Below are 18,991 nucleotides of genomic sequence, written 5' to 3' on the forward strand. Positions count from 1 at the left end.
CGCGCTACGCGCGGAGGCGTCGCATGCGGAAAGTCAACGCGTCCGCGCGAGCCACGACTCCGACCAGTCGGAGACCGATGGGTATGAGGTCGGAATGGACCACTTCCAACGCTTGAGATGGGTCAGTTCGCGGCACAGCGACGGCGAACTCGTCGACGGCGTGCAGGTGCGGTCGCAGCGCGGCGGCGTGCTCGTACCCGACTACGAGCGTGCTGCGTACGCCGCCTTCGTAGGCGGCCGACAGCCACTGCAAAACGCTGCCGCCGATATCGGCGTCGCCAGGTAGCTCGAAGTGAGCGCTTGCGTGGCCCCCTGGAATGCCCTCGTCGAGAGTCTTGCCCGCAACGACAAGGTCAGCGGTTGCGCGAAGGTCCAGCAGGAAGCGTTTTTCCGCCGCCGATTGATGCTCTCCATCCGTTGAAAGCGCCCATGTCAGGTACGGCCGATGCCGCACGGTTGCGGTCAGCCACGGCTCGAGGACGGTCAGGGCTTCGTCGCGCAACACGTCGGTCTCGACCTCGACACCTGCGGCGGCGAGCATCGAGGCACCACCTTCACCGCGGGAGGTTGGATCCATGACGGCGATGACCACCCGGGAGACACCGGCGTTGATCAGCTCCTGGCGACACGCTGGCGTGACTCCGACGTGGTTGCACGGTTCAAGCGTAACGACAGCTGTACCGCCGCGGGCCGCATCTCCCGCTGCTTTGAGAGCGTGCGCTTCAGCGTGCGGCTCCCCTTTGCGGCGATGAAAGCCCGCACCCACTACCGCTCCGTGCTGATCCAGGATCACACACCCGACGGGCGGGTTCGGGCTCGTGGTGCCCACGCCAAGAGCGGAGAGGGTGATGGCCTGTCGCATCGCGGACAGCTCAAGGTCTGATGCCATCAGACTGTCTCCACAAGGTCGTCGAGGAACGCACGGACGTCGTCCAGGTGGCGGTGCTCGTCAACAGCGGAGCCGATCTGGCCGAGTTGGTGCAGGATCCGGCGTGAACCAGCTCGCCGAGCGATCGGTAGGGCGATATGTGCCGTAGCGGCCGCTTGCTCAGGCTGGTCAGCAGCTACATGGGCTGCGGCCTTGGTCAGCAGGGCTGCGGTGAAATCCTGACGGTGGAGCGACGGGATCGACGGCAGTGCGGCGTCGAGCACCTTAATGGCCTCGTCGGGACGCCGTCCTATTCTCAGGCACGCGCCTCGATGAACCTCGATGTAGCCGCTCGTGCAGTAGGAGGCGTGCTCGCCTTCGGGCTTACCCGGGCTGCGGTCTGCGGCCCACTCGTGGGCGTTGTCCAGGAGTTGCATGGCCTTGCGATGCTCGCCGACTGTGGCGAGCGCGTGGGCATGCTGCACGCGGAGTGCCGCACGCACCGGGCTGGGTACCTTCTTGTCCTGCAGCATCGCAGCTTCGGCTTCTTCGACAGCGCGGTGCGGCTTCCCGGCGATAAGCCAGTGCTGACTGCTGCGGTACGTCGCCCAGGCTGTCATGGTCGGGTCAGCTATCTGATCCGACCACTTGAGCGCCTTCCGGGTCCAAAGCTGAGCGGCCGGAGCGTCGTTGAGCGAGTGATTCAACCAGGCGGCCGACTCGGCGTACTGCGCCGCGAGGCGTACGAGGCTGGGGCGAAACGCCGATGGCACGTCGTTGAGCAGCTGGTCGAGCAGATTTAGCTGAGCCGTAACCCCGATCAAGGCGTACTGCGGTCCGAACAGCTTGTCGTTCTGGACCAGCAGGTGCCACTGGGCTCGCAGCTGATAGACCGTCTCATCCCAGCTTCCCGGCATCGGCTGCTCAGTGCCATCATCGGCGGCAGTGGTGACGTCGGTACGCCGCGGGCTGTAGAGGTCGAGTTGGCCATCGCTGGCGGCCCCTAGAACGTGGCGGAGTGCAGCGCGACGCTCTTCGCTGGGCCAACGGTGCTCGCCGCGTTCGAGCTTGCCGATCCAGCGAGAGTCGACGTAGTGCGCGGTGAGGACCCTGCCAGGGTAAAGCCGATCAAGAGCGGCGTTGACGGCGTCGGCCAGCTCGCTGCGCGACAGTGATTGACCCGGCCGCCGAGGTGAGGCTAGCCGCCGACGGGCGTCGCTAAGCAGGGTGTTCGGGCTGATTACCGTATCCGGGTGGCGGGGCACTACCAGTCCCGGCGCGTTCGCAGGTGAAGGCCGAAACTCTCGTCGGCATCACCTCTGGGCTGCCGACCGAGTTCGACAAGGGTGTCGGGATGACGTGACACTGGCTCCCCCTTTCACGTCCACCCGTAGCGGGCGCATCGCTACTGCTGGTCGGCTACACGAAGACATGCGGACTCGATGTCCAGGATGCCAACATCGGGCCCAGAGGGCCACGGATCCCTTGGGATCACGCCCCCGCGTCGAAGGTCGAGCCACACCGTATGGCGCTGCAGCGCACTCTGGCCAGGGTCAACGGCTGAACTTTCCGGCCCGGATGCCGCCAGTGAAGGCGCTCCAAGTAGCGGGTTGGAATTCCAGTATCGGACCCGTGACGTCCTTTGAATCGCGTACGCCGACCGTGCCGTCGACTGCGTTGGCGACCTCGACGCAGTTGCCATCATCGCTGCGGGTGGACTTGCGCCACGTCGTGTATCGCGCGGTCATGCGGAAACTCCTTCGACGGGTGACAGGCCCTGCGCCGCGACGCGCAGCAGGTGGAGGCTCATCTCGGGTGCCAGCGCCGCGGCCTTGAGCCGGCTGTGGAGGCTCAGATAGGGCTGGACCTCATCCGGCTCGGTGTAAATCAGATCACTTGTGAGCGTGTCGGCGGCGACAGCCACGGAGTCCGGCGTGTCGCGATAGCGGTAGATCGAGTACGCGGACCTGGGCGCGCTATGGCCCTTGATAGAGGCGTCGATCGGTAGCACTCGGACAGTCACGGTGGGGTGTGCAGCGCAGACGGTGACGATGTGCCAGAGCTGGTCGGCGACGATGTGGGGATCGGCGGCGCAACGTCGGATCGCGATTTCGTCGAGCACAACGTCGTAGCGCGGCCCGTCGGCCGCGAGCAGCAGTTGCTGCCGGTACGCCCGGGCGGCTACCGCCGCGGCGGGGTCGAAGGTCTCGGCGTGACGGGCAGGATCGCTGCGCAGCCGAGCATCGGCAAACGCCGTCGTCTGGAGCAGGCCGGGCACCAGCGCCAAGGCGTACTCCGTGATGGTTCTAGTGCCGCTCTCCAGGTCCGCGTAGGTGGCTTGCCGGGCACCCATTCGTTCCGCGTCGGCCATCCACCATCCCCGCGCCCAGCCGTCGGTCGCCGCGTCCATGATGGCTGTCCGCCGGTTGGTGCCGACGGCCAGGTAGTCACAGATCGCGCTGACCAGATCGATGTCGGGGCCGAGGTGCCCATTCTCGATGGCACTGAGCTGTTGCCGCGGGAACCCCACGGCGCGCGCGAGCGGTTCAGCGGCCAGGCCGTGCTCGTGACGCAGGCGCCTGATCTCGCGGCCAAGCCATCGTCGCCGGACGTACGGACTGGGTCTGGTCACCGGCGGCCTCCGCGGCTTCGTCTCAAGCCGATCGACCATGCGGCCGGCTCGGTGGGCCCAATGTAACCCTGACAAATAGCGAGACGATCTTGGCGGTGGTTCCTGCGCAACCATGAATGCGCAGCTCAGAGGACGGTCGGACCGGAGGTCGGTACACGAGGTCGGACCAGAGGTCGGCATTCCCAGTCGCACAGCATTCCGTGATCGTTGACTCGCAATCAGTTATTCGCTGGTAGGCCCAGACCCACCAAGCGGTTGCTCGATCGCCCGAGAGCCAGCTGGGCAGGTGTCTGCCATGGCACCACCCAGTCGAGCCGGGTGCAGGGGCTGTCCGTCGCGTCCCCCGCGCGAGTCGGTCCCTGCACCCGCCGGACGGGTGCGCGGCCAGGGTCGGTGGGCCCCGGCCGCGCACCCACCCAGTGAGGGGAGATGACGGTGGCGAAACGAATCAAGTGGTTCGTCCCGGCGCAGGACGGTCGGCAGTACCGGCCGTTCGGCATCGACTGCGAAGGCGCGGCCACGCTGTTCGGTCACCACGGCGGATGGAACCGGACCGGCGCGGCCGGCCCGAACCAGCCCTCCCCTCAAGAGCTCGCTGCTGCGAACCGTGCCTTCTGGGCCGGTCTTGATCGCGTGCCTGCCGATCGGCAGATCCGTCTCAGCTCTCAAAGCGACGAAGAGCCGACACCATGAACGACCCCGGCAATCTGCCTGCCGTCGAGCCCGGAACGCTGCTGAGGCTCGGTCCCGACGATTGGTCCTTCGGCCGGGACCTGACCCCCGGCACGTATGTCGACGTCGTCGTCGCGTGGCTCCGCACCGACCTCGCGCACCTCAGCGAAGAGTGGATGTGGGTACGCGGCCACCGACCCCAGTGCGATTACCCCAAGGTTGATCTCCACCCGCCGTGTATGGAGTTGCTCGTCAGCGTCGCCGCGCTACGCCGGATTGCGCAGACGCCGTGACCGGCACCGACGAGAGCGCCCGCCCCGTCGACCGCTTCGAGTCGGCCCGCCTGACGGTGCTCCAGCACGTGGATCGCCGCACCTGCTTCCACTGCAGCGATGACGAATGCCAACAGCACATCTGGGCGGTGGAGGAGCTCACCCGCCACGCCGGGGGCCGACGCCTTCTATCCCGGCTCGGGCTGCTCCCCGCCGCCAACCACTCACTCCCGGAAGGCCAGCCGCGGTGAACAGACCCACTGGCGCGGCCGATGAGCACGCCGTGCCCGCCCACAGCGAGCCAGTACCGCCGCATCGGCCGGTGAAGGCCGTCGGTACCGCTGCCGCAATTTCCCCGCGCATCGCCGACGAGTTCTTCTACATGGCCCACGACGACCAGACCGGCCGGCCCCGGCTCTACGACACGGGACTTGCCTCGGGCCTCGCCGCCGCACTGCTCATCGAGCTGTACTACGAACGCCGAATCATATTCGAGCGAGGGAGGGTCCACGTCCTCCATACCTTCCCGCCGAAGGATTGGCTGCAGCACCTCGTCCTCGACCGGTTGATCGCCCAACCGCAGCACACCGACACCCGAACCTGGCTGGCGTTTCTGGCCACCACCGCCTACGAGCAGGTCGCCACACGCATGTGGCAGGTCGGGCTCCTTCAACAGACGCAGGTCACCCGGCTCTGGCGGCAACGCACCGTCTACGTGCCGACCGACATCAACACTGCCGCCTGGTCGTGGGCACGACTGTCGCAGCAGGTACGCAACTACCGGCAGCTCGACCACTTCGACATCGCGCTGGCCGGCCTGACGGTGCATACCCAACTGGACGCGGCCCTGCTCGACGGCGCGCCGTACAGCGCTCAAGCGCACCTGCGCCAACTGGTGAATCAATCGTGGCTACCGCTACGCGACCTCCTCGCCGACCTCAGCAGCGTCATCGGCGCAGGCGTTCTCAGCCACCGCACCTCCTGACGTGCGGTTCACAAACCACCCCAGGCGAAAGAGAAACCATGCCCCACTCGAAACCTGACACCGTCGCCGCTGTCCTGGCACGCGGCCGACTCGGAATCCCCTCCGTCGTGTTCTTCGTGATCGCCGCAGCCGCGCCACTCACCGTCATCGCCGGCGGAGCAACCACCGGGTACGCCGTTACCGGTGTGCCAGGCATCCCCGTGTCGTACCTGGTCGTCGCTGCCGTGCTCGCCTTGTTCGCGGTCGGCTACGTCGCCATGTCCCGGCGGATCGTCAACGCCGGCGCCTTCTACACCTACGTCACCCGAGGACTCGGCCGCCCGGCCGGCGTCGCCGCAGCCATGGTCGCGCTACTGGCCTACAACGCCATGCAAATCGGCCTGTACGGCGGGTTCGGCGCGGTCCTCGCCCAGTTCCTGCAGAGCCAGTACGGCTGGGACACCACCTGGTGGCTGTGCGCTCTGATCGCTTGGGCCGTCGTCGCCATTCTCGGCTTACTGCGCATCGACCTCAACGGCAAGGTCCTGGCGGTCATGCTCGTCGCCGAGTGCGCCGTCGCCCTCGTCTTCGACGCGGTAATGGTCGGCCACCCCGCCAGCGGGACGGTCACCTTCGACACCCTCGCCCCGTCGCACATCTTCGCCGCCGGGATCGGCGCCGCACTGGTCACCGCGATCACAGGTTTCGTCGGCTTCGAGGGCACCGTCGTCTTCAGCGAGGAGACCAAGGACCCACGCCGGACCGTACCGCGCGCCACGTACATCGCTGTGGCGATCACCGGTCTGCTCTACGGCCTGTCGGCGTGGGCCATGTCCGTGGCCACCGGTCCCGAGAGGATCGTGAAGGCCGCCCGCGCGGACGGCACCGATCTGATCTTCAACCTCGTCTCACCGCACCTCGGCACGAGCGTCATCACCATCGGCCGCGTCCTCTTCATCACCAGTCTGTTCGCCGCGCTGCTGTCGTTCCACCACACCGTGGCCCGGTACCTGTTCGCCCTCGGACGTGAACGGGTACTCCCCGCCGCGCTAGGTCGGACCAGCCACCGCACCGGCGCACCGAAGGTCGGCTCGATCATCCAGAGCGTCATCGCGGTGGCCGTACTCGTCGGCTACGCGGTGGCGAACGCCGACCCGATCGTGCACCTCTTCTTCTGGATCACTGTGACCGGTGGCCTCGGCGTCCTGGCCCTGATGACCGTGACCTCTGCCGCCGTGATCGGCTACTTCGCCCGGATCAGACACACCGAGAGGCCTTGGCGGGCCGTCGTCGCGCCGCTGATGGCCACGATCGCGCTGACGGCGATCCTGGTCGTCACCGTGCAGGAGTTCGACACCCTCCTCGGCGTTCACCCGCACTCGCCGCTGCGCTGGCTCTTCCCTGCCGCGTACGCCATCGTCGCCCTTATCGGCGCGGCCTGGGCGCTGATCCTTCGGGCCGCCAAGCCCGACGTCTACAAGGCCATCGGCCTCGGCGCGGAGAGCGCAACCGCATCCCTCCGTGGCCCCGCAGCCGTCCGCCAGCCGGCCTGACTAGAGCCAGGAGTGACCATGACTGACATCAGCACCAGCGTGACGGTGCGCCAGGCGGGCCACGGCGACGCGGAGGACTTGATCTCCGTCCTCGCCGAGGCCTTCTTCGACGGACCCGTAGCCGACTGGCTGGTCCCTGACCACAACAACCGCCGCGCCGTCTACCGCCGGTACTTCGAGCTGGTCCTGAACCACGGCCTCGACCACGGCCACGTCGACACCACCGCAGACCTGTCCGCCGTCGCGATCTGGTATCCGCGCCCCGAACCCCCGCCCAATGGCTCACTGGAGCATCCGGCTGCGCTGGAAGCGGCCACCGGGGTGTACGCGCCGAAGTTCGCTCTCCTCGACGCGGTGTTCGAGGCATTTCACCCAAACGAGCCACACCACTACCTCGCCTACGTCGCAGTCAACCCCAATCAGCAGAGCCGCGGGGTCGGCGCCGCGTTGCTGAGCCATCACCACCGCCAGCTCGACACGCTCGGCATGCCCGCATACCTGGAGGCCAGCAACCTCCGCAACCGTGAGCTGTACGCCAGACTCGGGTACCGAGCAGGGCCGCCGCTGATTCTTCCCACCACCGGGCCAACGATCTGGCGGATGTGGCGCGGACAGCCAGAGGCCGCCCGGCCCGCGGGCTTTCCCGAGAGCGGACCGCTGCCACGCCGGAGGGCGCTGTGACCCCCGCAGTGACGACCCTGCTCGTACGACCCGGGCAGCCCAGCGATGTCGCTGCGATCGCCGCTCTCCTGGCCCAAGGCCTCGCCGAAGACCCGGTGGCCGAGTGGCTCGTTTCCGACCCGGCGGAGCGGCAAGCCGTCTTCCAGGGACTGCTGGCAATGGAAGTCGACCATGCCGTTGAGTGGGGCGACGTCGACCTGCTGCCGGACATGGGCGGTGTCGCGGTCTGGCGACGACATCCGGCCGACGACGCACCCGGCTTGTCGGATCATCACCTAGGTACCTTCACGAGAAGAGCGATGCCACGGTTTCAGAAGCTCAACGCCCTGTTGAACAGCTACCGGTCCGACGCGCCACATCACTGGTTGGCGTGGCTCTACGTGGCGCGAGACCGCCGGGGGCAGGGCATTGGTACCGCGCTGCTCGCCCGTCATCACCAGGTCGTCGATCAGTGCGGGCTGCCAGTCGACGTAGTGGTGACCAGCGAGCACGCCCGAGACTTCCTGATCTCCTGCGGCTATATCGCTCGGCTGCCGCTGCATCTGCCAAGCGGGCCGCGGCTTTGGCCGCTACGCCGCCTCGGCCACCGCGCAGCACGATCCGGGCCCGCCCGGTCGGGACCGGGAGACCTGGTCTGCCGTGACTGAAGTCGTGTCCACCTCAGAACCCACCTTCACGACCACTAGCGTCGAGCGAGTGACCATGCTTCGTGAGGCCTCCGACCTGCGAACTGATCTCATCGACCGGCTACGCGCCGAGGACATTATCCGTACGTCCGCTGTCGAGGTTGCGATGCGCCGAACCCCGCGCCACCTGTTCCTCCCAGGGGTACCGGTGCAGCAGGCGTACGCCGACGAATCCGTCTACACCAAGACCGACACCCGTGGCATCTCGATCAGCGCCGCCTCGCAGCCGCGGATCGTGGCCATGATGCTCGAACAACTCGACGTACGCCCCGGCCAGCGGATCATGGAAGTCGGGGCCGGCACCGGCTACAACGCTGCCCTCCTGGCAGCCGTCGTCGGTGACAGCGAACGCGTCGTCACGATCGACGTTGACGAGGATCTCGTTGAGGGTGCGCGCAAACGTCTCGCCGCCGCCGACGTCACCAACGTCGACGTCTTCCACGGCGACGGAGCACTCGGCCACCCGGAGGGTGCCCCGTATGACCGGATCATCGCCACCGTCGGCGCCTACGAGACGCCGACGGCTTGGTTGAAGCAGCTCGCCCCCGACGGACGACTCGTCGTGCCGCTCCGTCTGCGCGGGGCCGCCTCGCGTTCGATCATCTTCGAGAGGTACGACGGCGGCTGGCGCGATCAGGGCAGTGAGCTGGCCATGTTCATGCCGCTGCGCGGCATGAACGACGACGCCCGCCGACTCGTTCCTCTCGCCCCCGAGCAGGACGTGATCCTGCAGGTGCACAAAGATCAGGAGGTTGATGCCACAGCGCTCGTCGGCGTACTGGAAACCGAACGCCGCAAGATCTGGACCGACGTGTTCTTCCCGCCGTGGGAGCCGTACGAGTGGATGGACCTTTGGCTGGCCTGCCGCCTCGACAACGCCATCATGCGGATGAACGTGAAGCCCACGGCAATCCAACGCGGCGCCGTCACCCCGCTGTTTCAATGGGGCGCGATGGCGACCACACGCGGCGCGGACCTCGCCTACCTCACCACCAGGCCGGCCCCGACCAGGCCGGACGGCAGCAGACTGTACGAGGTAGGCGTCATCGGCCACGGACCCAACGGGCGGGACCTCGCGCACCACGTCAGCGAGGAGATCCGAACCTGGAATGCCACCTACCGCTCCCGCACGGTCCGCTTCGAGATTCCAGACGCTCCCGTTCAAGCGGACCCCTCAGTCGGACGCATCGTTCTCGCCCGCCCGCACCACCCCATCACCGTCCAGTGGCAATGACCGCGGATCCGGACGGTGCACATCTCACTCGTCGCCGGACCACGGCCCACCGCCAGGTCCTTGAAGGATCCCACGGACGACCTGAATGCTCTGGCGTCACGCGCTCTAGGCCCTTTGGTCAGTCCCGCCCATCTGGTCAACGTTCAGAGCCGGCAACAACCGGCAAATTGTCGCCACGGACGGCCTTTGCGCCCAGTCGACGCCCACTCGTCCGGCGATCTCGGTAGGCGGCGGCAGCCGGCATGACCACGATTACCGCCGCAGCAAGCGAGTTGGTCGGCGTATGGCGAACTCGCTGCCGGACACACGAATCCGGCAGACTCGCAGCGCCACGAGCAACCCTCAGGCGCGATCGGACAGACATGCCGCGGATGGTGCGATCGGCAGCGAAGAGGTCAGCGGTAGCCGCAACGGAAGGGCTGGCTCAACTCGACGCGATCATCAAGACGCAGAGCACCTCAAAGATCCTCAGAAGCGGCCGTACCCGCCCTACAACTTGCGCTCGGGCGCAACCAGTCAAGCCGGGCACGTGCCTCACTTGGCAGAGTCTTGCGTCGGTTCGTCTTGCCGCGGCACGGTCAAGCCGCCCTCTATCGTCCCGACCAAGCTGGTATGCGGCCCCATTGGTCGGTGGCAACCGCTGAACCTCAGCAATGCGTCGCGATGGGAGGGTCGAGTTCGACAATCCAAGGATCTGGGCAGGGGGATGCATAGAACTCAGTACCGTATACTCCTAGAGTGTGACGACCGAGGCATCGCTACGGGATTGGCGATTCGGCTCTATCCAGGCCGAACGTCTTTGCGCAGGCCTCCTGCAAATCAGCGGCTACTCAGACGTTGATCCCCAGGCGGCCCTGGGTGGTCCCGACGGCAAGAAGGATATCCTTTCCCGGCGCGGAGAAGGGCTTTTCATTGCGGCCGTCTACTTCCCGCCGACCCAGCCATCCTTCACTACAATTCGAAAGAAGTTCGTCCGAGACCGGAAGGGCGTCGAGCCGAATGGTGCATCAGGCTTCATCTTCTTCATCAATCAGTACCTAACCGTCGGCCAGCGCGCCGCACTCCGCGCGGCTGGTGGCCCGGATGACGAGATTTTTCATCTGGAGCGGATGCGTCATCTCCTCGACTCTCCAATCGGATATGGATTGAGACTGGAGTACCTGCGTCGGCCCATGTCAGCCGAAGAGCAGGCTGCATTCTTTAGTGCCAAGCGGCAGGATGTCATATATCAGCTTCTGCGCAACGCGGAGGTAGCTGATCAAATATGGAATGAGGGCCGAAGCGCAATATCACAGTTAAACACTTCCGAACTCATGTTTATTCACCGAACGATGCTTGCTTCAAATCCGCAAGTCGTAATCGGTGGCCAGCTCCGTGGCATACAGACGACAGTCATGGGAGCACAGGGAGAGCAAATATTCACCCCTCCACCACCGCACGAGATTCCCGCCCGACTGGCGGAGCTGCTCTCGTGGTGGCGGAGCGCCTATGTGAGCGCGACGAAAACGGATCCCGACACAGCTCTTGACCTACTTGCACGGTTTCACCACGGACTGGTTTCCATCGCGCCTTTTCTCGACGGAAACGGTCGGCTAGCGCGTCTGATTGTGGATCAGGGCGCGCGTGAGCTACTAGGGGCAGGTGTCACACCTGACCTTGTCAGTGATCGTGTCTCGTATTATGCGGCGCTTCGAGAGGCCGACGATTCTAATTTCGGCGACCTAGTCGCGCTGATGCGAGCCGCACTTGAGCGCTGATGGCATCGCCGCAATTGCCGTTAGCGCCCCTGGACCGTGTTTGAATCCCCTAGTCAATTGCCGTGTGGCATTCCCACTGCTTCATCTCCTTTGGCGGACGAATTCACACCTCGTGCCGCAACTCTGCAATCGCAGAGCCTCAGACCGAACTCCAGTGCTTGACAAGGAGCGCAGATGCGAGATTGGAACCGACGCAACTGGGACGTCAAGACTTACGGCTGCTTAATGAAGCTGCGAGCCATCGCACTGGGTTGCGTGGCGGCAGCCGGTATCGTAGCCCTACTGGTGCTGCTGCTCGGGCCTTTGGCTTGGTGGGCCACGCCGTCAAAGCATCTGCAGGGAAAGGACAAGACGGACGCTCGCAACGGAACGAGGCAAGTCCTTCTTGCGGCCGTAGGTGGAACAGCCGCTTTGGCGGGCTTGGTATTCACAGCCCAGACATTCCGAGTCGGCCGACGTGGGCAATTGACCGACCGATACTCGAAGGCGATTGCGCAACTGGCCTCCGATAAACAAACCGAACGACTGGGTGGCGTTTACGCCTTGGAGCACATTATGAGCGAATCGGCGCGCGACCACGGCGCGGTCGTCGACATGTTGGCGGCCTTCATCCGAGAGCGCAGATTGCTGAAGGTTCGCGTCGACGGTAATGGCGATCGGGAAAGCGCCACTCCCGCTGACGACGTAAATTCCGCTACAGAAACCGCAGAAATATTGGACCATGTTGCCGCTGATGTCCAAGCGGCGCTAAGCGTGTTGGGCCGCCGACCCCGTCGGCCGGAACGACATCGAGTCGACCTTCGACACACCGACCTCACTGGAGCGGATCTCGAGGAAGCATATTTCGTTAACGTGTCGCTTGAGATGTCTGTATTGCGCGAAGCGAACCTCGCAAGAGCTGATCTCCGCGGATTGATGGCGAGTCATGCCGTGTTGCAGGATGCGAATCTGTGTGGCGCGCGTATGCAGAAGTCCAACCTGGAGGGCGTGATCGGCCACGGGGCATCACTATGCGGGGCGCAGCTGAGCGACGCAAACCTTCGATACTCGGGCTTCACGGAGGCGGATGCGGAGGGGGCAAATTTCGAGCGAGCTGGTATGGACTACGCGGTCTTTAACAACTCCATTTTCAACGACTGCAACATGCGAGAAGTCAGCTTCATCGGAACAAAGGCTAGGCGCACTAGCTTCGTGGGTGGGCGCCTTCAGAAGGCAGACTTGTCCAAGGCTCAGGTGCAGCAGTCCAATTTCGCCGGAGCCAACTTGACCGGAGTAAAGCTAAACCGCGCCAGCCTCGAGGGCGCGATTTTCCACGATCTTGGAGGCTCGGAGAACGTGACTGCAAAAGGCCTCACTGCCGATCAGATTCTAGGCGCTTTCAGGGACTCGGTGACTGTTCTTCCCCCGGACCTTCGAGACCTTCCCTCTGGCCTCGAAAGAACCCCGCTGAGCCGCCGGAACCAGGCTTGAGCTCTAGGGTTCGCCACCCGTAACCGCGTATACAGCTTGTTCATCTCGGCCAACTAAGGACACCTGCATTGCACCAGCGCGAGTCCACAACGATCGGTCTAACCGGAAATATCGGTCCCGGCGGCGGCGCCCCCTGGTGGGCTACTTGGGTTGTCTGGGTCACGTGAGACCTGCCGCGTATCCCGTCGACTTTGGTCACGAGAGCTGGGCCTCCGGCGATGCGTACACCGCTCGTGAGGTTTTCCAGCACGAGGAGCTGGGGTTCGTCGCAGATGGCCCGCAAGCGTTAAACTTATCGGATCCGTTCCGCCGGAGGCCCGGAGTAATTCGAGTAGGCCTCTCGAAAGCTCGCCACGGATGCGGCGCATTCTTGCAGGTCACGCCGTCATCCCGCGACAGCCTGCCCGTTGGGCGCTAGCACCTCCCGGGCGTTCGATCACGCGGCCGGGCGGTCCGGCCGAGGAGTCCACTTACCGCCGTCCAGCCAGGCGTTGGCTCCCACCTCGGCCTGCGGGAACGGCGTCGTGTTGTGGCTGCGGGTGCCAAGGTCGGGGCGTTCCTTGCGCTCCTGCTCGTCGATCTTGATCAGGTCCGACATGGCTTCGACGTGCCGGCGCTCCGCGTCGAGCAGGAAGGTCACGAAGTCCTTCACTACCGCCAGGAGGGCCGCTTCGGGGTTCGAGCAGGACGAGAAGAGGCCGTTGACGGATTCGATGTAGCCATTGAGGGCCTCGATGAGTTTGCCGATGTGCTGGTAGCCGAGGCCGGCGTACGCGTTGCGAAGGCCTTCCAGCATGCTGGCGGCCTTCTTGCCTTCCTCGGCCAGCCAGCGCGTCTGGGTCTCGAGCTGAAGCAGGTACGCTGAGGCGCGTTCGGCGTACTGGCTGAACGCCTGCGAGGCGCTGCCCTCCCAGTACAACTTGAGGTTCTTCAGCTCGCCGTCCATCTCGGCGCGCAGCTCGGCGTAGGTGCCGGCGGCCGAATGCACCAGATCGGCCCGGTTCCAGATCACCTTGGGCGCCGATCGCCAGGCGTGGACCATCAGGTCACTCAGTGGGAGACGCTGACCGGTGCCCAGCTCGATCAGGATCGCCTCCAGCTGCAGAAGCGTGTCCCGGTGCTCGTGGATGAACGTGTCGAGCTGGTCGCCCTCGCCGTTCTCGTAGTAGGTGGTCCGGCCGCCGGAAAAGCCGAGGTTATTGCCGTCGGTGCTGCCGATGGTGAGCGGCTCCTCGACGACGCGGGTCCGCGGCAGCCGCTCGCTGCGGGTCGCGCCCAGCCGGTCGTTGCCCTCCGGAATGACCAACACCGGCTCGTCGCCCGGAAGCTGACGCTCGTACGGCTGGGACAGGATGCCTGCACCACCCGGACGCACCCGTACGCTGCTGCCGTAGCCATCACCGAGCGGCAGATAGGGGCCCAGATCCCGGTTGAAAACGTCGAAGTTGGTGGCGACGTCCAGCTCGGTGCCCTCGTAGTCCGCGGCGATCTGCATCAGCCCGTCGGCGATGCGCTCCATCTCGTCACGAGCGATGTTCGCCTCGGACAACCTGCTACCCAGGGCCGTCGCCCAGTCCCGGTTGAGCTTGTCGGAAATCCCCTCGAGCGTGCCCCAGGCGGCAACCGGGATCGCACCGACGTCGCCGACGTAGCGGCGAACAGCGCTGTAGGTCACCGCGTCCTCGTAACGCTCCACTCCGAAGGCCACCAGGGCCCGCGACTCGACCCGCAGAGCCGACGTGTCCGTAGTCATGCTCCGTGTCCCTCCCCCTGCGTTGGCTCGATCGGCGTGAACGGCTCGACACCGACGGGCGAGCCGAAGTAGTCGATGCGCAGCTGGCGGTACTGCCGCCGGTGATCCGCCACGGCCGCGAGCAGGGCCGTCCGGATCTCAGACGCCACCTGGTCCGGACCGCACCGACGCAGCATTCCGGGCCGGATGTCGACCTTCAGGTCTGCGTCGTGGTCCCGAACGACCGTCACCCAACCGTTGGCGGAGACGCCTTCGGCCTTGATCCGGGCCACGTCCGCGAAGTAGCGCTCCAACTTGCCCACGGCATGCTCCTACTCGGCCGACTTCAGGGTCATTGCCCGGTCGGTGATGCGCTGAGCGGTGGTGTTCGCGTACTCGACGAGCTGCTCAACGGCAGAGCCCGGGTTGCTGAAGTCCGCGTAGACGTGCGCGTACCGGTCGTCAGATGCCACAAATACACCCGCGAAGACCTTCTCGTTGATCTTTTCGGAGCATGACCGCGCGACCCGGTACTTGGCAGCGCTCGGGTATGGCACCGCCTCCCCGTAACAGGGACCCTCCGTCGCCGTATTGCGCAGATATGCCTCGTCGTCGCTCCCGGTGAGACTCACGGCAATCTTGCCCTGATACGACCGCTCGGCCGACGAGAAGTCGAACTCGCAGTTGACCAGAGACTTGCTGGACTCGCGCTTCGGCTCGGCACGTGTCAGGGTCCATGCCCCCTCGACGACGCTCGGCAAGGCACCCGCCAACTCACTGCACGAGGGAACAATCTCATCGTCGCCGAACGGCCCCCACCGCCACGCGCCAAGCAACCCGAGGGCCACGACGACAACGCCAGCCACAACGGCCAACATCCTTCTGCTCATCCGACCGCTCACCAACCAGACCGCTGCTCGTCCACCGGAGGCTCCGCATCGCGTACCCGCGGTTGCAGTGACGCCAACGCGACCCTGGCTGCGGCCCGCACCTGCCGGGCCAGCGACTCGTCGGTATGCCGGTGCAGGCCGTCTACCTCGACCGCGATGTCACCCCGCCTCGTCGCGGCGATGCGAACCGACCTGTCCGGCGAGTAGACATCCACGTCAGGGACAGGGGCAGCTACATCGGGAGCTGAGGGCTCACGTGACCCGGGGATCATCGGACCGGTCCTTTCCGGACGACAGCGCGGACTGTCACCAACGACTCGTGCGAGCGCCCGACGGACGCGCCCTCCCGTCGCAGCGCCATCATGGCGATGACCCTAGCAACGGGCGTCACCGGCTCGCCGCCCTGAGTGATCACCGCAGATCGATGCGCCAGTGCCGCGTGAGGCAGCGTTAGCCCTGCGCCAGCCTTGCCAACCCCAACTGCATTAGCGCGGCTGCTGCGGGTAGCCACCTGAGGGCACCTTGTCGAGCAGTTCGTCGCGCGCGCCTGCCTGGACAGCGGCCTCTCGGCTGCGGCGGCGACGGCCCCAGATCAGGAAGATCGCCAACGCCAGGAGGATCACCAGCACCAGGCCAATGCCAGCGGCGATCACGACAACCTGCTGATCGGTAGGGCCGCCCTGATCGCCGTACTTGGTCACGTCGAAGGTGTCGGCCACGGCTGGCTGAGCGGTGCCGCCTGCCGAGGCCGCAGTGCCAAGCAACGGGTTCTTGGAGACCGTCGGCACGTCCGCCGTCAACGCGGCCACCGGGTCGATCCGACCGAACCCATACTGCGGATCCCGGCCCGCCGGTCCGGCGTCCCGCGCGGTCCGGATGATCCTGTTGATCACGTTCGCGGCGTCCAGGTCCGGATACTTCGACCGGATCAACGCCGCGATGCCGGAGACAATGGCGGCGGAATCGGAGGTCCCGTCACCCCACCCGTAGCCGTGCTCCGGGCCGATGTTGAGAATGCCATCGCCAGGGGCGGACACCACCGACTCCGGCCCCTGGACGGAGCCGGACCAGAAGACTCCGCCACGGGTCGTGCCCGTTACGGCGATCACGCCAGGAACGTTGGCCGGCGAGATGACGGCGCTCTCTCCCATAGCGGTGTTGCCGGCAGAGGCGACCACGACGACATCCCGCTCCAGGGCGTACGCGATGGCTTGTTCCTCCTCCGGGGAAGCGGCGCCCGGTCTCCCGACGGCCAGGTTGATCACCGTTGCACCGCCGTCGACCGCCATCCGGATGCCCTGGGCCTGTGCCCGGTCGCTAGACGGAGCCTTGCCCTTCTTGATTTTGATGGGCAGGATCCTGGCGCCCGGGGCGATCCCGTCCACGCCGTCGGCCGCGGCGTTCGTCGCCGCGATGATGCCGGCCATGTGAGTGCCGTGGCCGTCCTCGTCGGCGCGGCCGTCGCCGGAAGCGCCATAGCTTCGACCACCAGGAAGGACCTGGCCCCGAATATCAGGGTGGGTGGCGTCGACGCCGCTGTCCACCACCGCGACGATCACCCCACGCCCGGTGGAAAGCTTGTGTGCCTGATCGATGCGGAGCTCGTCCAGGTACCACTGCTCGGCCCGCTGGGGTGCGGCGGCGGCAGGTTGGGCGGCGGCAGCCGTCAGGAGCACGGCCAGCAGACCGGCCGCGACAGGCCGGAGCACGCCGACGTTCACACTCATCAGTTCGTCCTCATCGCAGGATGCCCGGGGAACCGGTGTCATCGGCGCGCCACGGGTCGTCGTCCTCAGTCAACCATGACGACCCGGGTCCGGATTCGTCGTGCTCGGCGTCACTACCCCGCCCAGTGGCACCGGTGCCGCCGATCAAACCGCCGGCGCTGCCCCGCGAGCCGCCATCGCGACCGACACCGGTCGCGTTGCGCACCGCCCTGGCCGCGCTGGTCGTCGGCGGCACTCTGCCGTTGCCACCGCCAACCATGCCGGGGATCCCGCCCGTAGTGATCCCGCCGCCGACGACGACAGGGCTGCCTCCACCCCCGGCACCGAAGCCGCCTCCACCAGCCCCGCTCGGCGAGCCGAGCCCGAGCACTCTTCCAGCCCCGGTCGGGCCCTGGCCGCCGAGCCCCAGGCCCGCCGAACCGCTGAAGCCGCCCCCCACGGTGGTTGGACCACCGGCACCGGCCAGGCTGGTGCCGAGATCTAGGTCGAGGTCGGTTCCTGGGCCACCGGCGCTCGGTGAAGGCGTGAGGTGCAAGTCTGCGCCGCCGCCAGTGAGGTCGCTACCGAAGCTGCCACCGGCCGACGGCACCGCGACGGACGAGTCGTTACCGCCGTAAGCGGCGCTACCGATGACGCCCGTGCTGCCAAGACCTAAGCCGCCACCGATACCAGAGCTGCCAACAGCCGAGCCGCCATCCAATCCGCTGGGGGAGTAACCGGACGGAGGAGTGCGAGGGCGCAAACCGTCGTGTGGCTTCCCAATCTCGGCGCCCGGCACGACGAGTCGCGGCCGCTCGACCTCTAGCGCTTTGGTCAGCGGAGCGGCAGCAGTGTTGGCCGCCTGCTGGTTGTCGCTGTACCACTTGTTCAGGTGGGAACTGGTATCCCACAGCCCGCCGCGCTTGTGGTCGCTGGCCTGGCCGTCGACCTTCATGGTCGCCTCTAGGCCGTCGGCCTTCTCACGGAACGCGCCGTCGGCGTACGACGTCGGGTCGCTCTGGTAGTCCTTGCGCAACGCGGCAAGGAAGGCTGAGGCGCTCTCGCCGTCCTGAGCACCATCGAGCTCTCCGCCATTGGGCAGGCTCCACTCGTTGATGCCGAAGTCGTCGCCGAGCGGGATTGGGATGCTGGCGACCGCCTTCCGGACGTCAATCTCGATCCGCGACAACGCGCCGCTGACGTTGCTCGCGCTGGTGATCAGGTCCTCGATGCCCCTGCCGATGTCGCTCAGGTGTTCCCGGTACGCGTCTCCCCCGCTGCCCTTCCAGCCGGCGAGCATGCCCGGAAGGCCATCGGTGTGCGGACGCTCGGTGCCCGACGCGATCGGGCCAACAAAGGAGCGCCCGACCAGGGCATCCCTCAGGTAACCGAGCGAGGTGGAGAGATTGCTCCACCCCCCGCTCAATGCACCGACTGTCTCCGGGTCCGCCGCCAGCGTGACCTCGCGGACGCACCTCTCCCACGTCCCAGTCATGACCGCCCCTGTCAGGCCAAGAACGGGCGGGTAGGCGGGCCTATCACCATGGACAGAGCGGCAGGTTCCAGCGGCTCGTGGCGGAGCTCATCCGCAACCAGCCCCGCCCTGTCCAGCAGTTGTCGTTCGACGTCAAGTTTCACCACTGAATGCCCTCCCCCGAGTTCACGCGAGCTTACAGTAGCCAACTCGCTCCAAAGAGCAGCGGCGCGAAGTGCATCGATGGCCGCGATTGATGGCTGATCCCGCCCAAACAGCGCACAGTGGCCCAACCGGGCTCAAAGAGGTAAGGGCCGTGATGGTCTGACTTGACCCCCACCCAGGATCGGGACCAGCGTGACGCGATGCAGCCAGGCTGCTGCCGCCATGATCACGTATC

At 66.1% G+C, this 18,991-nt stretch carries 20 protein-coding genes; 10 read left to right on the forward strand and 10 right to left on the reverse strand.

The annotated features are described in order from the left end of the window. Positions 1–4: 4 nt before the first annotated feature. The 4 genes from ribD to IF46_RS0109510 form a co-directional block, all read right to left on the reverse strand. Positions 5–889 (reverse strand): bifunctional diaminohydroxyphosphoribosylaminopyrimidine deaminase/5-amino-6-(5-phosphoribosylamino)uracil reductase RibD, encoded by an 885-nt coding sequence (ribD, locus tag IF46_RS33705; RefSeq protein WP_084597842.1) that lies wholly within the window; start codon positions 887–889, stop codon positions 5–7. Beyond that, positions 889–2,133, reverse strand: a complete 1,245-nt coding sequence (locus IF46_RS0109505; RefSeq protein ID WP_157562810.1) for a hypothetical protein — start codon at positions 2,131–2,133, stop codon at positions 889–891. The genes ribD and IF46_RS0109505 overlap by 1 nt, the downstream gene beginning before the upstream one ends. Before the next feature lie 288 nt (positions 2,134–2,421). Then, positions 2,422–2,616 carry a DUF397 domain-containing protein gene (locus IF46_RS33710; RefSeq protein ID WP_084597843.1) on the reverse strand — a complete coding sequence of 65 codons (195 nt, stop codon included), beginning with the start codon at positions 2,614–2,616 and terminating at the stop codon, positions 2,422–2,424. Beyond that, on the reverse strand, positions 2,613–3,500 hold the full coding sequence (locus IF46_RS0109510; RefSeq protein ID WP_030487928.1) for a helix-turn-helix domain-containing protein: 888 nt from the start codon (positions 3,498–3,500) through the stop codon (positions 2,613–2,615). The genes IF46_RS33710 and IF46_RS0109510 overlap by 4 nt, the downstream gene beginning before the upstream one ends. 429 nt (positions 3,501–3,929) lie before the next feature. On the opposite strand from IF46_RS0109510, the gene IF46_RS0109515 reads away from it, so the two are divergent. The 10 genes from IF46_RS0109515 to IF46_RS33720 all read left to right on the forward strand — a co-directional run bounded on the left by IF46_RS0109515 (position 3,930) and on the right by IF46_RS33720 (position 12,789). After that, positions 3,930–4,193, forward strand: a complete 264-nt coding sequence (locus tag IF46_RS0109515; RefSeq protein ID WP_030487929.1) for a hypothetical protein — start codon at positions 3,930–3,932, stop codon at positions 4,191–4,193. Further along, on the forward strand, positions 4,190–4,465 hold the full coding sequence (locus tag IF46_RS0109520; protein ID WP_030487930.1) for a hypothetical protein: 276 nt from the start codon (positions 4,190–4,192) through the stop codon (positions 4,463–4,465). Before IF46_RS0109515 ends, IF46_RS0109520 begins: the two co-directional genes overlap by 4 nt. Then, entirely contained in the window at positions 4,462–4,695 is a 234-nt protein-coding gene (locus IF46_RS0109525) for a hypothetical protein (RefSeq protein WP_030487931.1), read from the forward strand. Before IF46_RS0109520 ends, IF46_RS0109525 begins: the two co-directional genes overlap by 4 nt. A 71-nt stretch (positions 4,696–4,766) precedes the next feature. Beyond that, positions 4,767–5,429 (forward strand): GOLPH3/VPS74 family protein, encoded by a 663-nt coding sequence (locus tag IF46_RS0109530; protein WP_198041413.1) that lies wholly within the window; start codon positions 4,767–4,769, stop codon positions 5,427–5,429. A gap of 38 nt (positions 5,430–5,467) precedes the next feature. Next, positions 5,468–6,961, forward strand: a complete 1,494-nt coding sequence (locus tag IF46_RS0109535) for an APC family permease (protein ID WP_030487933.1) — start codon at positions 5,468–5,470, stop codon at positions 6,959–6,961. Positions 6,962–6,979: 18 nt separating this feature from the next. Continuing rightward, a complete protein-coding gene (locus tag IF46_RS0109540; protein ID WP_030487934.1) occupies positions 6,980–7,642 on the forward strand; it encodes a GNAT family N-acetyltransferase in 663 nt (220 codons plus the stop codon). Beyond that, complete coding sequence (locus tag IF46_RS33200; RefSeq protein ID WP_157562816.1) at positions 7,639–8,289, forward strand: GNAT family N-acetyltransferase; 651 nt, start codon at positions 7,639–7,641, stop codon at positions 8,287–8,289. Before IF46_RS0109540 ends, IF46_RS33200 begins: the two co-directional genes overlap by 4 nt. Positions 8,290–8,344: 55 nt before the next feature. Next, entirely contained in the window at positions 8,345–9,562 is a 1,218-nt protein-coding gene (gene fxlM / locus IF46_RS0109550; protein WP_036391602.1) for a methyltransferase, FxLD system, read from the forward strand. A 740-nt stretch (positions 9,563–10,302) separates the two neighbouring features. Beyond that, the gene (locus tag IF46_RS33715; RefSeq protein WP_084597845.1) at positions 10,303–11,319 is read left to right on the forward strand and encodes a Fic family protein; all 1,017 of its coding nucleotides are present in this window, start codon (positions 10,303–10,305) and stop codon (positions 11,317–11,319) included. Between the two features lie 174 nt (positions 11,320–11,493). Then, the gene (locus IF46_RS33720; RefSeq protein ID WP_084597846.1) at positions 11,494–12,789 is read left to right on the forward strand and encodes a pentapeptide repeat-containing protein; all 1,296 of its coding nucleotides are present in this window, start codon (positions 11,494–11,496) and stop codon (positions 12,787–12,789) included. 436 nt (positions 12,790–13,225) lie between these two features. On the opposite strand, the gene IF46_RS0109555 is transcribed toward IF46_RS33720, so the two are convergent. From IF46_RS0109555 to IF46_RS0109585, 6 genes are all read right to left on the reverse strand, one after another. Continuing rightward, positions 13,226–14,485 carry a hypothetical protein gene (locus tag IF46_RS0109555; protein ID WP_232233988.1) on the reverse strand — a complete coding sequence of 420 codons (1,260 nt, stop codon included), beginning with the start codon at positions 14,483–14,485 and terminating at the stop codon, positions 13,226–13,228. Between the two features lie 53 nt (positions 14,486–14,538). After that, the gene (locus IF46_RS0109560) at positions 14,539–14,844 is read right to left on the reverse strand and encodes a hypothetical protein (protein WP_030487938.1); all 306 of its coding nucleotides are present in this window, start codon (positions 14,842–14,844) and stop codon (positions 14,539–14,541) included. A 9-nt stretch (positions 14,845–14,853) separates the two neighbouring features. Further along, positions 14,854–15,411, reverse strand: a complete 558-nt coding sequence (locus IF46_RS0109565; protein WP_051723792.1) for a hypothetical protein — start codon at positions 15,409–15,411, stop codon at positions 14,854–14,856. Positions 15,412–15,419: 8 nt separating this feature from the next. Beyond that, entirely contained in the window at positions 15,420–15,626 is a 207-nt protein-coding gene (locus tag IF46_RS0109570; protein ID WP_030487940.1) for a hypothetical protein, read from the reverse strand. Between the two features lie 270 nt (positions 15,627–15,896). Beyond that, positions 15,897–17,180 (reverse strand): type VII secretion-associated serine protease mycosin, encoded by a 1,284-nt coding sequence (mycP, locus tag IF46_RS32415; RefSeq protein WP_332261481.1) that lies wholly within the window; start codon positions 17,178–17,180, stop codon positions 15,897–15,899. Then, positions 17,149–18,612, reverse strand: coding sequence for a hypothetical protein (locus IF46_RS0109585; protein WP_030487942.1), 1,464 nt, complete (start codon positions 18,610–18,612; stop codon positions 17,149–17,151). Before IF46_RS0109585 ends, mycP begins: the two co-directional genes overlap by 32 nt. Positions 18,613–18,991 lie beyond the last annotated feature (379 nt).

It is taken from the genome of Micromonospora chokoriensis, from assembly GCF_000718555.1.
GTDB classification, from domain to species: domain Bacteria; phylum Actinomycetota; class Actinomycetes; order Mycobacteriales; family Micromonosporaceae; genus Micromonospora; species Micromonospora chokoriensis_B.

Excerpts from the sequence above, each read along its gene's own strand:
- IF46_RS0109565 (WP_051723792.1), bottom strand. The coding sequence starts at position 15,411 with ATGAGCAGAAGGATGTTGGCCGTTGTGGCTGGCGTTGTCGTCGTGGCC.
- IF46_RS0109540 (WP_030487934.1), top strand. The coding sequence starts at position 6,980 with ATGACTGACATCAGCACCAGCGTGACGGTGCGCCAGGCGGGCCACGGC.
- IF46_RS0109520 (WP_030487930.1), top strand. The coding sequence starts at position 4,190 with ATGAACGACCCCGGCAATCTGCCTGCCGTCGAGCCCGGAACGCTGCTG.
- ribD (WP_084597842.1), bottom strand. The coding sequence starts at position 889 with ATGGCATCAGACCTTGAGCTGTCCGCGATGCGACAGGCCATCACCCTC.
- IF46_RS0109535 (WP_030487933.1), top strand. The coding sequence starts at position 5,468 with ATGCCCCACTCGAAACCTGACACCGTCGCCGCTGTCCTGGCACGCGGC.
- fxlM (WP_036391602.1), top strand. The coding sequence starts at position 8,345 with ATGCTTCGTGAGGCCTCCGACCTGCGAACTGATCTCATCGACCGGCTA.
- mycP (WP_332261481.1), bottom strand. The coding sequence starts at position 17,180 with ATGACACCGGTTCCCCGGGCATCCTGCGATGAGGACGAACTGATGAGT.
- IF46_RS33720 (WP_084597846.1), top strand. The coding sequence starts at position 11,494 with ATGCGAGATTGGAACCGACGCAACTGGGACGTCAAGACTTACGGCTGC.
- IF46_RS0109515 (WP_030487929.1), top strand. The coding sequence starts at position 3,930 with ATGACGGTGGCGAAACGAATCAAGTGGTTCGTCCCGGCGCAGGACGGT.
- IF46_RS33710 (WP_084597843.1), bottom strand. The coding sequence starts at position 2,616 with ATGACCGCGCGATACACGACGTGGCGCAAGTCCACCCGCAGCGATGAT.
- IF46_RS0109585 (WP_030487942.1), bottom strand. The coding sequence starts at position 18,612 with ATGACTGGGACGTGGGAGAGGTGCGTCCGCGAGGTCACGCTGGCGGCG.